Genomic DNA, 16,510 nt, shown 5'->3' on the forward strand with positions numbered 1-16,510 from the left:
TAGAAGATAATAATAAAAACGAGCCGTAAGCTGCTACTTACGACTCTAAACAGTTACCACAGGATGTGGCGACTTTTATTGGGTGAAAAAGTAATTACCCCTTGATTAGAGTCTACAGGGTGATTACTTTTTTCATGGCTGCTCACAATCAAGACAGCAAGAGTTGCGAATAAAATCATCAACTCCCGTGTTTTCTCAATTGATATCACAGGCATCCACCCCCTTTCTTTCCTGGGGATGTACTGCCAGCACCTCCCATCTGTTAAGGGATGTGCGCCTCACCCTGCTTCACTGTCTGCCTCTACTATACAATAGTTTATTTTAGAAAACTTGGCATTCGCCAAGCCTTTGGGCGAATGCCTTGGTTGCACTTATGCAAGATAAGAAAGTCTATACTTTCTTATCTGCCAAGAAAACACTGAAAAATCTATCTTTTAATGAATAATCAACCGTTTCGAATATCAACCTACTTCGTAAACACGTGCCTCTTTTTCATTCGTACACTATAATACCGCATTCTTTTACCTATCCTTCTATTTAAAGTTTTTCGGTTTCTCTGCATAACTCTCCACTATAAATCCGCAATTCGTACAAATCGTATGTAAAATATTCGAACCCAAATTGAAACGGTCAGAGTTCATTTTGGCATAACCAGCCTGTTTACCTGTTCCAAATTCCCTTCCGACACATTTTGTACATTCCTTATCATCATTCATTAAAAATCTCTCCCTTCCCCATTATATGCCAATCCATTAATCATCTTGATCTGACCTTTTCTCAACCATGAGCAATATTAATGTAGCAACCGGTCCAAGCAACAAAGAGACAAGAAACCAGTTTAATCCACTTCTATTCTTTCCCTGGGCGATACCTGCATTAATCAAAGATAACGTACCCCAGCCAACAAAGTATTCTTCGTTCATTACTTCAGCTCCCTCTTCTTAGCTATATGATTGTTTTTCAGGTGAAGGAAGATACTTTGTATAATAAGCTCCTAGCATTAAAAGGGCGATTGTAATCCCCAACTGACGATTCCTGAAAAGTTCAGCCAATATGCCAAAAGGTTCGTTATTGCAACCAGGAAAAGGCAAATAGATGATAATGCACTTTTTATGCCTGTTATACCTTTCCGCTTTCTTTTCTGGGCTAGTACAAATGTAGAAACGATTAGACCAACGACTGTTAATATGGTAAAAATTATTGGAATCATCACTTTTCCTCTCCCCCAAAATATATCCCTTCTCACTCTTCTACAAACTCAAGCCCTGGCATCCACTGTGACATGTGCTCCCGTATCTCCTGATAATGTTTATCCGCATCCTTCAATTCCCCATTGGTAAGTTGATACATAGGGACTACCCTGTAATCTGTTTCATCGTGAAATGTTACAAATGTCGGCATGAATTTCGGAGCGACTACCTCTATTTCCTTTTTCCCATCCTCTTTAGTGGTCTGTTTAATTGTGAATTTCAAAATCCCGCCGATTCGATTGTAAAATTCATCCTGCCCTGATAAAAAATTTCCTAGTGAATACGCGACAAGAGTTTTATTTCCCTTTTTTCCTTTAACCCATTGCAGCGGCTGCAGGACATGCGGATGGTGCCCCAAGACAACATCGACACCGTTATCGGCGGCAAATTGTGCAAGATCCTTTTGAGTATCATTCGGCATGCGCTCATATTCGTCGCCGAAATGAAGGCTTAGTACCGTCACGTCTGCTTTCTTCTTCGCCTCTTTAATTGCACCAGCCATGACTTCTTTTTCAATTAAATTTACCAAATAATCCTTCCCGTCCGGAACAGGAATCCCGTTTGTCCCGTACGTATAAGCTAGAAAAGCGACCGATATCCCCGCATCGGTTTGATAGATTCGGATATTTTCACTATCTCTCTTATCTTTATATGCTCCCGTGTACATCATATCAATTGTTTCCCAGTTCTTAATCGCCTGCTGGATTGCTTTTTCGCCACGATCCAACGTATGGTTATTAGCGATTGAGACAACATCGACTCCAGCATCTTTTAATGCATAGCCAACCTCAACTGGACTATTAAACGCGGGATACGAGGATAACCCAATCTCTTCCCCACCGATCATCGTTTCCTGATTCGCGATCGTAATGGTTGTATCACTTAAAAAAGGGTTGACCTTCCTAAGCATTGGCAGGAAATCGTACCCATCCTCCACCGCTGCATCATTATATACTCTATCATGAATCAATATGTCACCAATCGCCGAAAGTGTAATTTGCTTCACCGTTTCCTTTGGTTCTACAGGTTTTGTTACTTCCTTATCACGTTGCTTTTCCGTCGTTATATCTACTTTTTTATCATTAGCACAAGCAGCTAGCAAAAAAATAATAACCAGTACAAAGACGGTGGCTAATTTTCCTCTTTTCATCCAAACTTTCTCCTTAGGGCTTTTTCTTCATCATAACATATGAATGACAAAAGACGACATCAACTTGAAATCCTATTATTCACCGTAGCACGATCTGAATTTACGGTAAATTGATTGCAAATGCTGTCGATCCAATTCCGATAGTGTATCCCATTCAATTACATCAACAATATAATAATGAAATCGCCATATCTTTTGTTTAATTTTTTTGTTACTGACGAATGCAATTTTATATAACACTTCAATCAAACCGTACAGCACAGAAACATCGTCTTTCCCGTAGTGGCGGATTTGATAAAAGCTTTTATATAAATAATCCTCATATTTCTTCGGTTCATTAATCACACGCAAATTCCCCGCTTTATCTGCCAAATAATAAATTTCCTTATAATTGGTACTGACCTCACTCAACAAGGCTCCTATCCGGTTAATACAGTTAATCGCTGTGTGTGGATCATTTATGGCCGGGGAAATAGCCCGTAATGCGATTTCCACCAATTTTTGCAGTGAAAACTCAACATCTTGAAGATCGGTTCGTTCATTGCAAATAATTAAGTATCGCTGAATGTCGTCCAATTTTTTCCACTGGTCTAAATTGATTCCACTGATAACGGGCGAATCCATTAAGACAAAATCCCCAATTTGCACATGTAAATGGACAATACAATTCTCATGCTTTGCCCAATTAACCAGCCCTTTCCAATCAATTTCCTGTACATACCCCGATTTAGAAGCACAGACGTGCCGTTTAGTCTGTGTCTGCAAATACCGAACTTCCCCTTCATTCCATTCTTCATATTCCAAATAATCCTGCTGCTGATAAGCATGCTTAATCACATTTGAACCATCGATCCGAATTTTTGAAATCAAATTATTCACTTGAATCCATCTCGCGGAATGATGAATAAAGTAAACAAAAAAACCCAGAACCATAATTGCAATAATTCCCATCAATATTGGCCCTATCACAATGCTGCCTTTTCCAACGAGAAGCAGATGCAGCAAGGCAAAGACGAATCCGAAGCAATACATTCCGAGCACATGCTGGGTTGTGCTGCTTCGCATAAAATCCTGCAGTGTCCGGGGCGAAAACTGTGTTGTATAGGTGGTTAACACAACCATAATCACCGAAAAACTGATCGTTGTCATCGTTAAAATGGCAGTGACCAGTGAAGCATATAGTTCCTTTGCCACGTCACTGCTGGTTAATGCTATATTGGGAAGTTGTTCCTTTAAGTGCGACATAATCCATGAATCTGCACTGTTCACAACAAACACTAAAACAATTGACATAACTCCGTAAATGGCAGGTAAAAACCAAAAACTGTCTCGGACATTAATCCATATTTTTTCCTTTCTCACCGAGCAAACCCCCATCAAAAATATTCTATACCGTTCTATACCCCTTGCTGCCTATACTCAAGCAAAGGCGAGTTTCACTAAAAAATGGGAACTTACGATATTTTACATTGCAGGATCCACACTGGAACGAACGTAAAGTTTTAGCTTGGCAAAATCGGGAATACAATTAATTGAACACTATAATTTAAGAGAAAGGATAGTTAACAATGCGAAATACACAGTATCAGCCGACGAAAAATAAACAGCTTTCCGATGCACAGGAAGTACATTATACAAAGGATTTTAAGCAAGCTGATATTGCCGGTGGCTACCGGAAGCCCAGAGTGAAAGAAGCGAAACGGGAAAACCCTAAATTAATGAAATAGAAGGAACTTTTTACCCCTTGCTTTTCCCACGAAAAGCAAGGTTTTTTTACATGGAATTGCAGACGAATGAAACCTTTTCAGCCAATTTTCGTATAAACAAGGAAAGAAAAGATATGGAGGTATGAAGAAATGTCAGAACCAGCAATGCAGTTGCTTGATGTTAACAAAACAATCAGCAACAAACAAATTATCAAAGACTTATCGTTCTCCATCAATCCTGGAGAAGTGTTTGGCTTTATCGGTCCCAACGGTGCTGGTAAAACAACAACGATCCGAATGATGGTTGGGTTAATGAACATTACCAGCGGGGATATCCGGATTTTGGGGAAGAGCATTAAAAGCGACTATAAACAAGCCGCTCGAGAAATCGGGGCGATTGTCGAAAACCCGGAAATGTATCCGTTTATGAGCGGGATGCAGAATCTGCGGCATTATGCTCGTATGGTTCCGGGTGTTACCAAGGAAAGAATCAATGAAGTCATCACGCTTGTCGGACTGGAAAAAGCAATCAACTATAAGGTCGGCAAGTATTCATTAGGGATGCGTCAGCGTTTGGGGATTGCCCAAGCATTATTGCATAAACCATCGATACTAATACTTGATGAACCTACAAATGGATTGGATCCAGCCGGTATCAGGGAGATTCGTACATATATTAGAAGCCTTGCAGAACAGGAGAATGTTGCGGTTATCATTTCCAGCCACCTTTTGTCAGAAGTTGAACTAATGTGTGACCGCATCGGTATTATTAAAAATGGTGAATTAATTTCCACCCAGAATTTGCATGACACACCTTCCGAGAAGCAGGCTTTACAAGTACAAATGGAGGTAACACCATTAGAAAAGGCCAAAGAGCTCTTACGTACAGAACACAATGTGAGTGCAGCAATCAAGGATGGGGTACTATTGTTACATAGCGAAAAAGAGGACATTCCAAAGCTGATCCAAACACTGGCAAAACATGATATATCTATCTATCAAGTTGGTGCTGCAAAGGCATCGCTGGAAGATAAATTTTTTGATTTGATTGGAGAGAATACGATTGAGTAGCTTTATGAAACTTTTATATAATGAGCAAATAAAAATTTATATCCGTAAATCTACATGGGTTATGTACCTATTAATGGCTGCGATTATTGTTGGATTAGCTGTTCTGGCAAATTCATTTGGCGATCTGAATGAGGATTATCAAGGTGATGACTGGCGTGAAGTACTCCAGGAAGAAAATGCCTCACTAACGGAAGAAATGGAAAAAGAAGAAGGAATGGAAGGGTTCAATTCTGATCAGATTGCAAAGAACAACTATTATCTGGAACATGATATCCAGCCTGTAAAATACGATGCATGGCAATTTGTCGCAGAAAATCAAATGCTGTTGTCATTGGTAACCTTATTTACAATTATCGTGGCTGCAGGAATTATTGCCAATGAATTTAAATGGGGAACAATCAAATTACTGCTTATCAGACCGATATCACGCACGAAGATATTACTTTCTAAATATGTTTCAACCTTGTTGTTTGCCCTCTTTAGCCTTTTGGCGGTATTACTGTTTTCCTGGATTGTTGGCGCCATTTTCTTCGGCGTAAACGGATTCGACCAGCAAATTGTACAATATCAGATGGACGGTAGCTTTGGTCATAGTACGCCTATGAAACAAATTGTAGAAGGCTATGGCTATCAGCTCGTTACATTGTTAATGATGGCGACATTCGCATTTATGATTTCGTCAATATTCCGCCAAAGTTCCCTTGCCATTGGTCTGGCGATCTTCCTTATGTTTGCCGGAAGTTCCATTGTTAGCTATTTTTCAGATAAGGCCTTTGCAAAATATATTTTATTTGCTAACACGGATCTAAGGCAATATGCATATGGTGAACCATTGATAGAGGGTATGACATTAGGTTTTTCGATTACTGTTTTAGCCGTTTATTATGTAATTTTTCTCGCTGTATCATGGCTATTCTTCACAAAACGGGATGTTGCCGGCCAATAGGATAATCTCATTGTAAAAGCGAAAAGCCTATGTTATAACTATAAATATTATCCTAGTTTCACCCTTTAATTTTTGTACCGATTGAGGGCTTTTCAAACCGAGGTGTTACAAATGAAACGGTACTTATCTACCATGTTTCTTATTCTTAGTGCATTAATTCTAATTATTGGTCTGCGATTTGACTATCAATGGAGCGGGATTGCCTCATGGGGGTTATCGCTCGTCTGTCTGATTTTCGCAGCCTATTTCACAAAGTACATTCCGAATGAGAAAAGAGAAAAGAACCAAAATTAAGCACAAAAGCTGTTTGCATCTAACGCAAACAGCTTTTCTTCCATTCAAGGTGGTTCAGTGAATTTTTGGCTTGGTTCAGCACTTTTAAAAAATCCTCAGCTTTTTTTAGCTCCAGTTCAGCAACATCCAGCTGAACTTCAGCACATTTTCCAAAACCCCAGTATTCTCCAAAAAATCAAGTACAAGAGTGGAAGCACAAGTTTAGCGGCTAGAATAATCCGATTCTAACATTTCGTGTGGCTCCGTTTTATTTACCGGGAACAATGCGATGTAGATTATCGTTCGGATCGGGAATTGCACACTACCGATGGGACGTGGTCTATCTTGGTGATAGCTGAATGAAGCTAGAATTTTGTACTGTCCTAACCTATAAATAAAAGCCGAAAAAGACGGTAACCCACGCCTTTTTCGGCTTATCTCATCCTAATTTGGTTCTTTTTGCTGCTTTTTCCCGTTCATTTTTGTTTAATATTTTTTTGCGTAAGCGAACGGACTCTGGTGTTACTTCACAATATTCATCGTCGTTTAGGTATTCAATTGCTTCCTCAAGTGACATGCTTCTTGTTTTTCGGATAGTTGCCGTTTGGTCTTTCGTTGCTGAGCGAACATTCGTCAGATGCTTTTCTTTCGTGATATTAACCGTTAAGTCATTCTCGCGGTTATGTTCACCAACAATCATGCCAGCATAAATCTCTGTTCCAGGTTCGACAAATATTACACCACGGTCTTCAAGCTGCATGATCCCGTATGTGGTCGCTTTTCCATTTTCCATTCCGACGAGAACACCTTCACGCCGTCCTCCAACATGACCTTTATAGAGTGGCTCGTACGAATCAAATGTATGGTTTAAAATGCCATACCCGTGCGTTTGCGACATGAATTCTGTCGTATAGCCAAGCAACCCGCGTGATGGTACTTTAAATTCGATTCGAACTTGGCCATTACCATGATTGACCATATCAAGCATTTCACCTTTACGGGCACCTAATGATTCCATTACACCGCCTGTATATTCTTCCGGAATGTCCACTTGAACACGTTCGACAGGTTCACACTTCACCCCATCAATTTCCTTGATAATCACTTTCGGTTTGGAAAGCTGCAATTCATAGCCTTCGCGCCGCATATTTTCAATTAGAATCGACAAGTGTAATTCCCCACGTCCAGAGACAACCCATGCGTCAGGTGACTCGGTTGGATCCACTCGAAGACTTACATCAGTTTCCAATTGCTTCATTAACCGCTCTTCAATTCGTCTTGACGTTATATATTTCCCTTCTTTTCCGGCAAATGGACTATTGTTTACGAGAAAGGTCATTTGCAAAGTTGGTTCATCGATCCGGAGCGTTGGCAATGCTTCTGGATGGTCTTGCGGGCAAATCGTTTCTCCGACATTAATATCTTCCATGCCAGCAACTGCGATGATATCTCCAGCCTTTGCTTCTTGTATCTCCATCCGTTTAAGGCCAATAAAGCCAAACAGTTTGCTAATACGGAACGATTTGGTCGTGCCGTCTTTTTTCAGTACGACGACTTGTTGTCCGACCTTGATTTTCCCACGAAATATCCGGCCAATTCCAATTCGGCCAACATAGTCGTTATAATCAAGCAATGTTACTTGAAATTGTAAAGGTTCGTCAGCATTATCCACCGGTGCTGGAATATGTTGCAAAATAGTCTTAAAAACAGGATCCATTGTTTCCTGCTGATTATCCGGCTCTTCTCCAGATGTACCATTTAAAGCTGATGCATATACGACTGGGAATTCCAATTGTTCATCATCGGCACCAAGCTCAATAAATAGATCCAACACCTCATCAATCACTTCATCTGGACGGGCATTCGGACGGTCAATTTTATTTAAAACAACGACTGGTGTCAGTTTTTGTTCCAATGCTTTTTTCAGCACGAATCTGGTCTGCGGCATGCAGCCTTCATAGGCATCTACGACCAGCAAGACACCATCAACCATTTTCATAATCCGTTCAACTTCTCCACCAAAGTCCGCGTGACCAGGTGTGTCTAAAATATTAATTGCTGTATCTTTATATTTAATCGCCGTGTTCTTCGCCAGAATCGTAATTCCGCGCTCACGCTCAATATCATTTGAATCCATTGCACGTTCATCAACATGCTCATTTTCACGAAAAGTGCCCGAGTATTTTAACAGCTGATCTACAAGTGTTGTTTTGCCATGGTCAACATGGGCAATAATCGCGATGTTCCGTATATCTTCTCTTAATTGCATAAAAGTACGCTCCTCTTTCGTTACGGGTAAAGTGAAACTTCATTCATTGAGGGGTTCTTCCCCACTAATTATTAGTTGGGGCCCACACAATGTGGTTTACAAAGACGTTGTCACAGGAAGTGACGTTCTTCGTCTTTGTTCCTATGATCGTGCCTTTACGGACGGTTGATCCTCGCTTTTTCCCTCTAGTTTAAAACAGGGATTTTACTTTCCATAAAAACGGGATGAATCAAACCATACAATTATACCATAAAATGCCCAAATATAAAAATTTATTTTTCTTTTGAGCGTTATGATTCAAATAGCAGAACAAATTTAGCTCCACCCAAATCCGACTTTTCTACCTTAATACTTCCGCCCGATTGTTCAACAATTGCGCGGGCGATAGCAAGTCCTAAACCCGTTTCCCCATTCTTACCTTTGACAAACCGGTGGAAAATATGTGGAATTAAATTTTCTGGTATACCTGCACCATCATCCCTAACGGAAATAATCGTTTTGCCTGCTTCTTTTTTGGCATCAATAGCTACTCGGGATGTTGCATGACGAACCCCGTTAAACGTAATATTTAATAGTGCCCGGAGCAGTTTTTCCTGATCGGCGTAAATGGTAGCTCCGGCTTCTACATTATGCTGAATCGTGATCCCCTTTTCATTTACTAGTGGTAACGCGCGATCGAGAACCTGATCAATTAATTCTGTAACAGCGAGCTCTTCCGGTTGGTACACTTCCTGTTCACTATCCAATTTAGCTAATAAAATCATTTCATTAATAATTTTCTTCAGCCGCTTTACCTCGTTCACCATCACTTCCAAGCCTTTTTCCTCATCTTGTTCAGCAAAAATACGATCCCGAATCCCTTCAGCATAACCTTGTATCGTCATCAGCGGGGTTTTTAGTTCGTGGCTGGCATTTTGAAAGAACGCTTGCTGTGATTTCATATACCGTTGTAATTCGTCTGCCATCTCAAATACACTTTCTTCCACCTCTTTTATTTCCCCTGTAGCTTGAATGCGCTCTAACGAATCGAATTGCCGCTTTTCAATTTTCTTCAGCTGCCATTTTAATTTGGTTAATGGCGTTACGAGTTTGTTCGTTAGAAAATAACTTAAGACAATAACGGCAATCCCGCCAATTACAAACACCAGCAGCAGCCGTTGAAAGTAATTATGCTGTACTGCCTGCAAATCTTTGAGTGGCGTTAATAATATAAGCTCAAGTCCTGTACTTTGCGGGTAAAATAAAATTCTTGACGTTACATATTTATCATTGCCATATTCCCATAGCTGTTTCGAATCATCGGCAAAATTATTATTCGAAAAAAGTCCAGCTGTAATCCTGTTTGACAATGTGGAGTCCAGGACCCGATTCGATTTGCGGTCATAGAGAAATAATTGCAAATCCTTATCCTGTAAAAAGTCACTGAATTGTTGAACATTTTGCTGTGCCCCGTACTCCTCATTTAGAATACTGACCAGGATCTCCCCTTTTTGCTTCAATTGCCGTTGCTCATCCTGTACCAATAGATCAAGTATTAAGGAATAAATAACAAATCCGGTTACGGTCAGAATCACCAGTAGCAATGTCGTAAAGGCTGCATTTAGCTGATGTTGAAGTTTCATAGCTATTCCTCTTCAGAACGGAGACGATACCCGTAGCCCCACACCGTCTCCAATTGGATATCATCCAGTTTTTTTCGAATTCGTTTCACTAAATCATCAACAGCCCGATCACTGCCAAAATAATCGTCTCCCCATACCTTCACCAATAGTTCTTCCCGGGAAAAAGCCCGGTTCACATTCTCTGCAAACAAAAGGAGCATATCAAATTCCTTCGTTGTTACGTCTTGTTCCTTACCATTCCAAAAAACACGCCGATCCCCTTTATAAATTAATAACTGATCAACCTTTACCTTTTCCTGCGCAGGATCATTTGCATCTATCGTTAAATTGGTCCGTTTTAACAACCGTTTAACACGCGCTACTAATTCACGTGGGCTAAAAGGTTTTGTTAAATAATCGTCACCGCCAAGCTCAATTCCTAATATTTTATCAACCTCTTCATCTTTGGCAGAGATAATAATGATTGGCACTTCACTTTCCTGTCGAATTCGCTTGCAAAAGTCATACCCATCCATTCCCGGAAGCATAATATCCAAAATCCACATATCCGGGGGTTGTGTCTCCCATAACTCCAAAGCATTTTCCGCAGTATCGTGAATCGTTACAGTAAAGCCCTCTTTTTTCAAATAAGCGGAAACAATATTTTGGATATTAGCATCATCTTCTACTACACCAATATAATAACTCAACTACAGTACCCCCTTAATGTTTGGTTTATACACTTTTATTTTTGCACAAAATGGGGAATATGAACAATGAAAAGGGAATTACATACTTTTTCTACAATTATCCTGAATTCCTTCCAAAGGAAATTTATACAATAAAATCGAAATAATATTGAAGAAGGTGATGTAAATGGAATATAATGATGAACATCATGACCAACGGCATAATCAGCAACCGGCAAATGGAATGGAAAATAGCAACCAATCTGAAACGGAACAAGGCCAATTTCACCTTGACCAGGCTGGTAAAGGCCCTGGCCTAACAAAACCGCCAGCACAAGGTTCATCCAAAAAACAGAAGTCACCGTCACACCCACTACTAAGCGGAATAATCGGTGGTGTCATTTCAGCAGTGGTTGTCGCATCCTTATTTTTGACAAACATAATTCCACTGAATTCCACCGGAAACACGGATAACAGCGGATCAGCTGGCACAGATAATCAACAAGCAGAACCAGCGATATCCAATACAATCGCTTCCGATGATGCTGATGTTGCTGCCGACATGAATGAAGTTTCGAAAACTGTTGTCGGTGTCGTTAACAAACAACAGCAAAGCCTATGGGCGCCTAGTCAGGAAGTTGGATCCGGTTCGGGGATTATTTATAAAAAAGAAAATGGGAAAGCCTATGTTGTTACAAACAATCATGTTGTCAATGGCGCCAAAGAGGTTGACGTTGTTCTGAATAATGAGGATCACATCAAAGCGAAAGTATTGGGAACGGACGAATTAACCGATTTGGCAGTATTGCAAATTGATGGCAGTAAAATTGATACGGTAGCAAAATTAGGCTCCTCCAAAGATTTGGAAATCGGTGAAACCGTAATCGCCATTGGAAATCCACTTGGCATGGAATTTTCCGGATCGATTACAAAGGGAATTATCAGCGGGTTGCAACGTAACGTTAAGGTAGATACAAACGGGGATAAACAGCCTGATTGGGTAACGGAGGTCATTCAAACAGATGCAGCGATCAACCCCGGAAACAGTGGCGGGGCATTAGTCAATGCTGACGGGGAAGTTATTGGTATTAATTCGATGAAAGTCGCCCAAGAAGCTGTCGAAGGAATCGGGTTTGCCATTCCAATCGATTCAGCTTCATCAATTATGAAGCAGCTGGAAACCGATGGCGAGATTGCCCGGCCATTTATTGGAATCAGCACCGCTTCGCTAGAACAAGTACCACCGCAATACCAGCAAAACATTCAGTTGCCGGAGAAAGTTGACCACGGCATGGTAATTGCGAACGTCGAAGCCGGCTCACCTGCAGATAAAGCGGGATTACAGCAATTTGATGTTATAACAAAAATAAATGATGAAGAAATAGCTTCTATTCTTGACTTACGTAAATACATGTACTCAGAAACGAAAATCGGGGAAACCATTCAACTGGAAATTTACCGGAACGGCAAACCGCAAACAGTTAAACTAACGTTAACAGAACGAGAAGAGCAGTCCAATTCCGGAAGCGATCTTCCCAAATAATATATTGATAAGTTATATGATTAATTTTAAAAGAAGGGAAGTTTCCCCCTTCTTTTTTTATGTTCAGCCGATATAATTTATAATGTGTACTTTCGCCCATAGCAGTCCGACTATCCATATCAAGCCATTTATTACTCAATAAAACAAAATCCTTATAGAAAAAGGATTTCCAAAAAATTTGTCGAAAGTATACTTAATATAGGACGGATATCATATTCATAGACCATTATCCGTTAATATGAAGAAGGAAGTGATGTTATGCATTGTCCGAATTGTGGTCAAGAAACAGAGGGGGGAAAGTTTTGTACGAGTTGCGGAGCGCAACTGCCTAATGACGAATATTCAGCAGCTGCAGACCCAACGATCAATACACCACCACAGGTGCAGCCAACCATTCAGCATGAGCAAACGGAACAAACCCGGCAGTCAAACGAATCGGTTGAAAAATTAAAAACTGCAGGCTCAAACTTTGGTCATTTCTTTGTTACACTGCTTAAAAGCCCAAGCAAAGCAAAAAAAGCAAACAGTAATGATTTAATCTCAAGTATTGCAACAATGGTCATATTCTCTTTATTAATTGCGTTAGGACTTCATTTATTTATGAGCTCGTTTAGCAGCTTGGTTAGCGAATCTATTCCAAGCGGGTTTTTCGGAGGAGTATCAGAACCATCGATCTCATTTTTTGACAGTTTTGTTTTACCATTAATTGAGTTTATCATTCTGTTCCTGGTTGTTGCGGCATTGACATTTGCTGGTGTGAAGTTTTCTGCTCAAGCATTGACTTTTACAGATGTTCTTAGCAAGTACGGTGCTTATCAAGTTCCTTTTTTACTATTGTATGCTGCAGGATTTTTGTTCGCTTTAATCGGACTTACTTCTTTGTCAATATTCCTGATTATGATCAGCATGTTTGGTTTAATATTCATTATCCCGACGATTATTTTACACGAGCAGCCAGCCAAGGGATTTGACCGTATTTATGTTTTACTGGGAATTTACTTTATTAACCTTTTACTATTTTCATTCTTTATCCAATCATTCGCGAAAACCTTCCTTTCCGTTGTAATTGATGGAATGGGCGGAATGTTTGGTGGATTTTAAAGAAAAAGGCTTTTACCGCTTAAATGTGGTAAAAGCCTTTTTTATATGATCAGCCAAAGAAAAAGTCAAAAACATTACTCCCCACAGAGCTGCGTTTGTTGTAAAATTCCGAGTACCCGCAATTTTTACAGTATACGACAATGAACTGATTGTTTTGCACATCGAACATTTTCGATAACCCGGTTCCGGTCATTGCTACCTCCTTTTTATCAGCATCTGTGCTGCCACATTTGATACATCCTTTATCTTCTTCCATTTCTAGTCACTCCCTTTTTTCCTTCTATACGATCACGGATTATAATTGTTTCATTTTATTTTTGTTTGTTCTCAAAAATGTCAAAGAAAAAGAGCTTTGTAATATCTTCTGTTAACGGGAGAAAAAAGATGGTAACATCATCATTTTGCATATAAAAAAGAATTGCTTCGTTGGATATTTCTGGATCAGTTCGCCCAGCATTATTAGTTCCACCATGGAAGGTAATACTTTTTTTCTTGTAAGTACAGAAAGTATAAAAATTTAGGATCTATTCTGCTTACGTCAGAGTTGGCCATGTCCAGCTCCAGCTAAAGCCTAGCAAACTTCACACTCCTTCACTACGATAAGTCAACATCGGTTCGGGGAAGGAGGAAGGCCGACTAAAAACGGCCTTTAACGGCCAACGTCGGCATACCCCTTTTGCAGGGGCATGTTTCCTTTATCTCATTGCGGAGTGCTCCAGTTTGTACGTTGCTAAACGGGCGCTTGCGCTTTCCTTAGTAGATCTATCGCTGAAATTCGACCATGTTCTTCACTCGGTTTTATTCCAATCGAATTTTTACATTGAACTACCCACCGCTTAACAAAGATCGTTTGAAGCGGGGGATTCTGAAATAATCAGACGTACGTCTCTGTACGACCGCTTTCCGTTCAACTAGAAAGCGGCTTTTCTGCTTTTTAATTTCGACAAACGTTTTTGTTCCAGAGCAAAGGATGTTCAGCTAAGAGCGCCACGTCCTATGGCAACGCTGAACTAACCCGCGTCCAGTGGGCCAAGAGCACCTGAAACAAAGAATTCACCTGTTTTGTGAAACCTGTCTACATCAAAAAGCTCTGCAAGATAGAATGCATGTGTATGCACTTTCTTCAGGTGGTTGGAAACGTACCTCCACTGCACCCAGTGATGCGCACCTATTATCTTCTCCGGTAATAGTGCACGCAACACTGGTGGAAGTTTTTCACGAAATCCCATTGCTCTTCTGGCAATTACATAGCTTGCCGCCTGGTGAATGGATATCCCGAATCGTTTCATGTATTTCATTTTGCCAATTTGGCTGGTGTAGGCTGGATTAGTCTCATACACAGCCACTCCCATTTTTTCTGCTCTGGATTTAATGGCGGTTATCATTTTCTTATAAGCAAACATGGCCATGTTCCGGTTTGCTTTTTTATTGCCATATGGATTCGATACTTTGGAAGTGGTTGTATTGATTCTTTCCAAAGCAATTGGCTTGTTCGCTTTCAGGGCAATATCTACAACTCCAATCGCTTCAGCTTCGATGATCTTGGTAATTTGCCCTGACGTTTTGCCTTCCAGCTTAAATGGTAATGTGCAGGATGAAAGTAACTGACCTTTTGCATTGATGTTGGCAATGGCGAAATGATCGACATTACAATCTACGCCAATGACTCCATCGGATTTCGAATAGTTTGTTTGCGAATTGGTTTCAACATCCATCATACATTTGACTATATAGTAATCACCATGATCTTCAAGGGACCAGGCAATCGGTTTCCCATACTTTTTCTTATTTTTACAGTTCTGTTGGGTTTGGATGGCAGATGCCACTTTTTCCTGGCCATATGGGAAATGAACTTGTTCCATGTTAATGAAAACCCCACTTGGTGTTTTGAAATGGAGCTGTTTATTTTCTGTATCGTAGTTAAATACAAAATTCCCGTTTGCGGCATCTTTCCGTCCGGATAGAATCATTTTTTGGTTGCGAGATTGTTGCCATTCCTCCAGCCAAGCGTCATGATTGTCTATGTAGAAATCCTTCGTATGTTGCGATTTGAATCGCTTTTTTGAACCGAAAACAACACTTGGAATATTGGCCCGTAACTGTTTTAATTCCTCTTCTTTCCGGTTCAGCCTTGACGTCAGAAAGCCAATTCTTGTTTTACGTTGTTGTATCGTTGGATCAAGATACGTATGTTCAAATTGATACGCATGATAATAGATGTCCGTTTTCTTTTTATAGCTTATGACAAAGTAATTGCCTTGTTTTTGTTCTCTTGCATGCTTGGGAAATTTAGGTTTGTCTTTGATGATGGATGTTTTGATTTTTCTTAAGGTGGTTAATCTGGAGCGTTCCTGTTTTAATTTCCGTTTGATGGAACGGATTTGTGCTGATTTATTTTCGATATAGATTTTTTTCAGTTCGTCCAGACTTTTTAATTGGGCGTTGGCAGCTTGAACAGCACTGTTGGCATAATAATCGTCCAATTGATATTTTTCCTTGACGTGTAAATGGATCGATTTTTCCCGCCTATTCTGGCCCGAACGTTTTTCCTTGACCAAGGTATTCAATACCAACTGTTTTGCACGGTTGAAGCGGGATAAGCTATCGCGAATAGCTTCAACAACTGAATTGGAAAGCGTATTTTTATAGATTCGATTAGAGAAATATGCTTTTGTGCTCATCCCTTAAAGGCCCCTTTTCTTTCCATCTATGCCTATTATCACACGAATGCACGTTCTTGTCAACCTTCAAAAAGTCTCCCTTGGAGAGGCGATTCATCCCCTACCTACTCATTTGGTTTTACCCTATACATTCCTTGAGGAAGGGGTCTTCTCGCCAAAGGAAGATAAACAAGTGAATTATTACATAAAACCGCCTATCGAGTAATGGAAAACAAAAAAACACAAGCCTC

The 16,510-nt window shown here is 40.2% G+C and carries 16 protein-coding genes; 6 read left to right on the plus strand and 10 right to left on the minus strand.

Annotation, left to right across the window (positions count from 1 at the left end):
- Positions 1-533: 533 nt before the first annotated feature.
- The 5 genes from CZ382_RS09745 to CZ382_RS09760 form a co-directional block, all read right to left on the minus strand.
- Entirely contained in the window at positions 534-716 is a 183-nt protein-coding gene (locus CZ382_RS09745; RefSeq protein WP_088051070.1) for a transcription initiation factor TFIIIB, read from the minus strand.
- A 36-nt stretch (positions 717-752) separates the two neighbouring features.
- Positions 753-923, minus strand: a complete 171-nt coding sequence (locus CZ382_RS23955) for a hypothetical protein (protein ID WP_188725895.1) — start codon at positions 921-923, stop codon at positions 753-755.
- 77 nt (positions 924-1,000) lie between these two features.
- Complete coding sequence (locus CZ382_RS09750) at positions 1,001-1,213, minus strand: hypothetical protein (RefSeq protein WP_235000411.1); 213 nt, start codon at positions 1,211-1,213, stop codon at positions 1,001-1,003.
- A gap of 29 nt (positions 1,214-1,242) precedes the next feature.
- Positions 1,243-2,400 carry a CapA family protein gene (locus CZ382_RS09755; RefSeq protein WP_088051071.1) on the minus strand — a complete coding sequence of 386 codons (1,158 nt, stop codon included), beginning with the start codon at positions 2,398-2,400 and terminating at the stop codon, positions 1,243-1,245.
- Between the two features lie 75 nt (positions 2,401-2,475).
- Complete coding sequence (locus CZ382_RS09760; RefSeq protein ID WP_088051072.1) at positions 2,476-3,762, minus strand: DUF2254 domain-containing protein; 1,287 nt, start codon at positions 3,760-3,762, stop codon at positions 2,476-2,478.
- A gap of 206 nt (positions 3,763-3,968) precedes the next feature.
- On the opposite strand from CZ382_RS09760, the gene CZ382_RS09765 reads away from it, so the two are divergent.
- The 4 genes from CZ382_RS09765 to CZ382_RS09780 all read left to right on the plus strand — a co-directional run bounded on the left by CZ382_RS09765 (position 3,969) and on the right by CZ382_RS09780 (position 6,417).
- Entirely contained in the window at positions 3,969-4,127 is a 159-nt protein-coding gene (locus CZ382_RS09765) for a YfhE family protein (RefSeq protein ID WP_088051073.1), read from the plus strand.
- Between the two features lie 129 nt (positions 4,128-4,256).
- The gene (locus tag CZ382_RS09770) at positions 4,257-5,177 is read left to right on the plus strand and encodes an ABC transporter ATP-binding protein (protein ID WP_088051074.1); all 921 of its coding nucleotides are present in this window, start codon (positions 4,257-4,259) and stop codon (positions 5,175-5,177) included.
- Positions 5,170-6,123, plus strand: a complete 954-nt coding sequence (locus CZ382_RS09775) for an ABC transporter permease (protein ID WP_088051075.1) — start codon at positions 5,170-5,172, stop codon at positions 6,121-6,123. Before CZ382_RS09770 ends, CZ382_RS09775 begins: the two co-directional genes overlap by 8 nt.
- 111 nt (positions 6,124-6,234) lie before the next feature.
- Entirely contained in the window at positions 6,235-6,417 is a 183-nt protein-coding gene (locus CZ382_RS09780; RefSeq protein ID WP_088051076.1) for a hypothetical protein, read from the plus strand.
- Between the two features lie 418 nt (positions 6,418-6,835).
- Here the strand turns inward: CZ382_RS09780 and typA are convergent, their stop codons facing one another.
- The 3 genes from typA to CZ382_RS09795 all read right to left on the minus strand — a co-directional run bounded on the left by typA (position 6,836) and on the right by CZ382_RS09795 (position 10,976).
- Positions 6,836-8,665, minus strand: a complete 1,830-nt coding sequence (gene typA / locus CZ382_RS09785; protein ID WP_088051077.1) for a translational GTPase TypA — start codon at positions 8,663-8,665, stop codon at positions 6,836-6,838.
- 290 nt (positions 8,666-8,955) lie between these two features.
- Positions 8,956-10,287: a sensor histidine kinase gene (locus CZ382_RS09790; RefSeq protein ID WP_088051078.1), complete on the minus strand. Its 1,332-nt coding sequence runs from the start codon at positions 10,285-10,287 to the stop codon at positions 8,956-8,958.
- Positions 10,288-10,289: 2 nt separating this feature from the next.
- On the minus strand, positions 10,290-10,976 hold the full coding sequence (locus CZ382_RS09795; RefSeq protein ID WP_088051079.1) for a response regulator transcription factor: 687 nt from the start codon (positions 10,974-10,976) through the stop codon (positions 10,290-10,292).
- 166 nt (positions 10,977-11,142) lie between these two features.
- Here CZ382_RS09795 and CZ382_RS09800 point away from each other — a divergent pair, with 166 nt between their 5' ends.
- Both CZ382_RS09800 and CZ382_RS09805 read left to right on the plus strand, forming a co-directional pair.
- A complete protein-coding gene (locus tag CZ382_RS09800; protein WP_088051080.1) occupies positions 11,143-12,498 on the plus strand; it encodes a S1C family serine protease in 1,356 nt (451 codons plus the stop codon).
- Positions 12,499-12,756: 258 nt separating this feature from the next.
- Positions 12,757-13,599, plus strand: a complete 843-nt coding sequence (locus CZ382_RS09805) for a zinc ribbon domain-containing protein (RefSeq protein ID WP_088051081.1) — start codon at positions 12,757-12,759, stop codon at positions 13,597-13,599.
- A 49-nt stretch (positions 13,600-13,648) separates the two neighbouring features.
- On the opposite strand, the gene CZ382_RS09810 is transcribed toward CZ382_RS09805, so the two are convergent.
- Positions 13,649-13,855, minus strand: coding sequence for a zinc ribbon domain-containing protein (locus tag CZ382_RS09810; protein WP_088051082.1), 207 nt, complete (start codon positions 13,853-13,855; stop codon positions 13,649-13,651).
- Between the two features lie 754 nt (positions 13,856-14,609).
- Positions 14,610-16,280 (minus strand): IS200/IS605 family accessory protein TnpB-related protein, encoded by a 1,671-nt coding sequence (locus tag CZ382_RS09815; protein WP_235000412.1) that lies wholly within the window; start codon positions 16,278-16,280, stop codon positions 14,610-14,612.
- Between the last annotated feature and the right edge of the window lie 230 nt (positions 16,281-16,510).

The organism is Virgibacillus dakarensis, from assembly GCF_900155625.1.
GTDB classification, from domain to species: Bacteria; Bacillota; Bacilli; order Bacillales; family Amphibacillaceae; genus Lentibacillus_C; species Lentibacillus_C populi.

What these genes read in the sequence shown, in the direction of transcription:
- CZ382_RS09745 (WP_088051070.1), bottom strand. Translation starts at nt 716, where the DNA reads ATGAATGATGATAAGGAATGTACAAAATGTGTCGGAAGGGAATTTGGA.
- CZ382_RS23955 (WP_188725895.1), bottom strand. Translation starts at nt 923, where the DNA reads ATGAACGAAGAATACTTTGTTGGCTGGGGTACGTTATCTTTGATTAAT.
- CZ382_RS09755 (WP_088051071.1), bottom strand. Translation starts at nt 2,400, where the DNA reads ATGAAAAGAGGAAAATTAGCCACCGTCTTTGTACTGGTTATTATTTTT.
- CZ382_RS09765 (WP_088051073.1), top strand. Translation starts at nt 3,969, where the DNA reads ATGCGAAATACACAGTATCAGCCGACGAAAAATAAACAGCTTTCCGAT.
- CZ382_RS09770 (WP_088051074.1), top strand. Translation starts at nt 4,257, where the DNA reads ATGTCAGAACCAGCAATGCAGTTGCTTGATGTTAACAAAACAATCAGC.
- CZ382_RS09780 (WP_088051076.1), top strand. Translation starts at nt 6,235, where the DNA reads ATGAAACGGTACTTATCTACCATGTTTCTTATTCTTAGTGCATTAATT.
- typA (WP_088051077.1), bottom strand. Translation starts at nt 8,665, where the DNA reads ATGCAATTAAGAGAAGATATACGGAACATCGCGATTATTGCCCATGTT.
- CZ382_RS09790 (WP_088051078.1), bottom strand. Translation starts at nt 10,287, where the DNA reads ATGAAACTTCAACATCAGCTAAATGCAGCCTTTACGACATTGCTACTG.
- CZ382_RS09800 (WP_088051080.1), top strand. Translation starts at nt 11,143, where the DNA reads ATGGAATATAATGATGAACATCATGACCAACGGCATAATCAGCAACCG.
- CZ382_RS09805 (WP_088051081.1), top strand. Translation starts at nt 12,757, where the DNA reads ATGCATTGTCCGAATTGTGGTCAAGAAACAGAGGGGGGAAAGTTTTGT.
- CZ382_RS09810 (WP_088051082.1), bottom strand. Translation starts at nt 13,855, where the DNA reads ATGGAAGAAGATAAAGGATGTATCAAATGTGGCAGCACAGATGCTGAT.
- CZ382_RS09815 (WP_235000412.1), bottom strand. Translation starts at nt 16,280, where the DNA reads ATGAGCACAAAAGCATATTTCTCTAATCGAATCTATAAAAATACGCTT.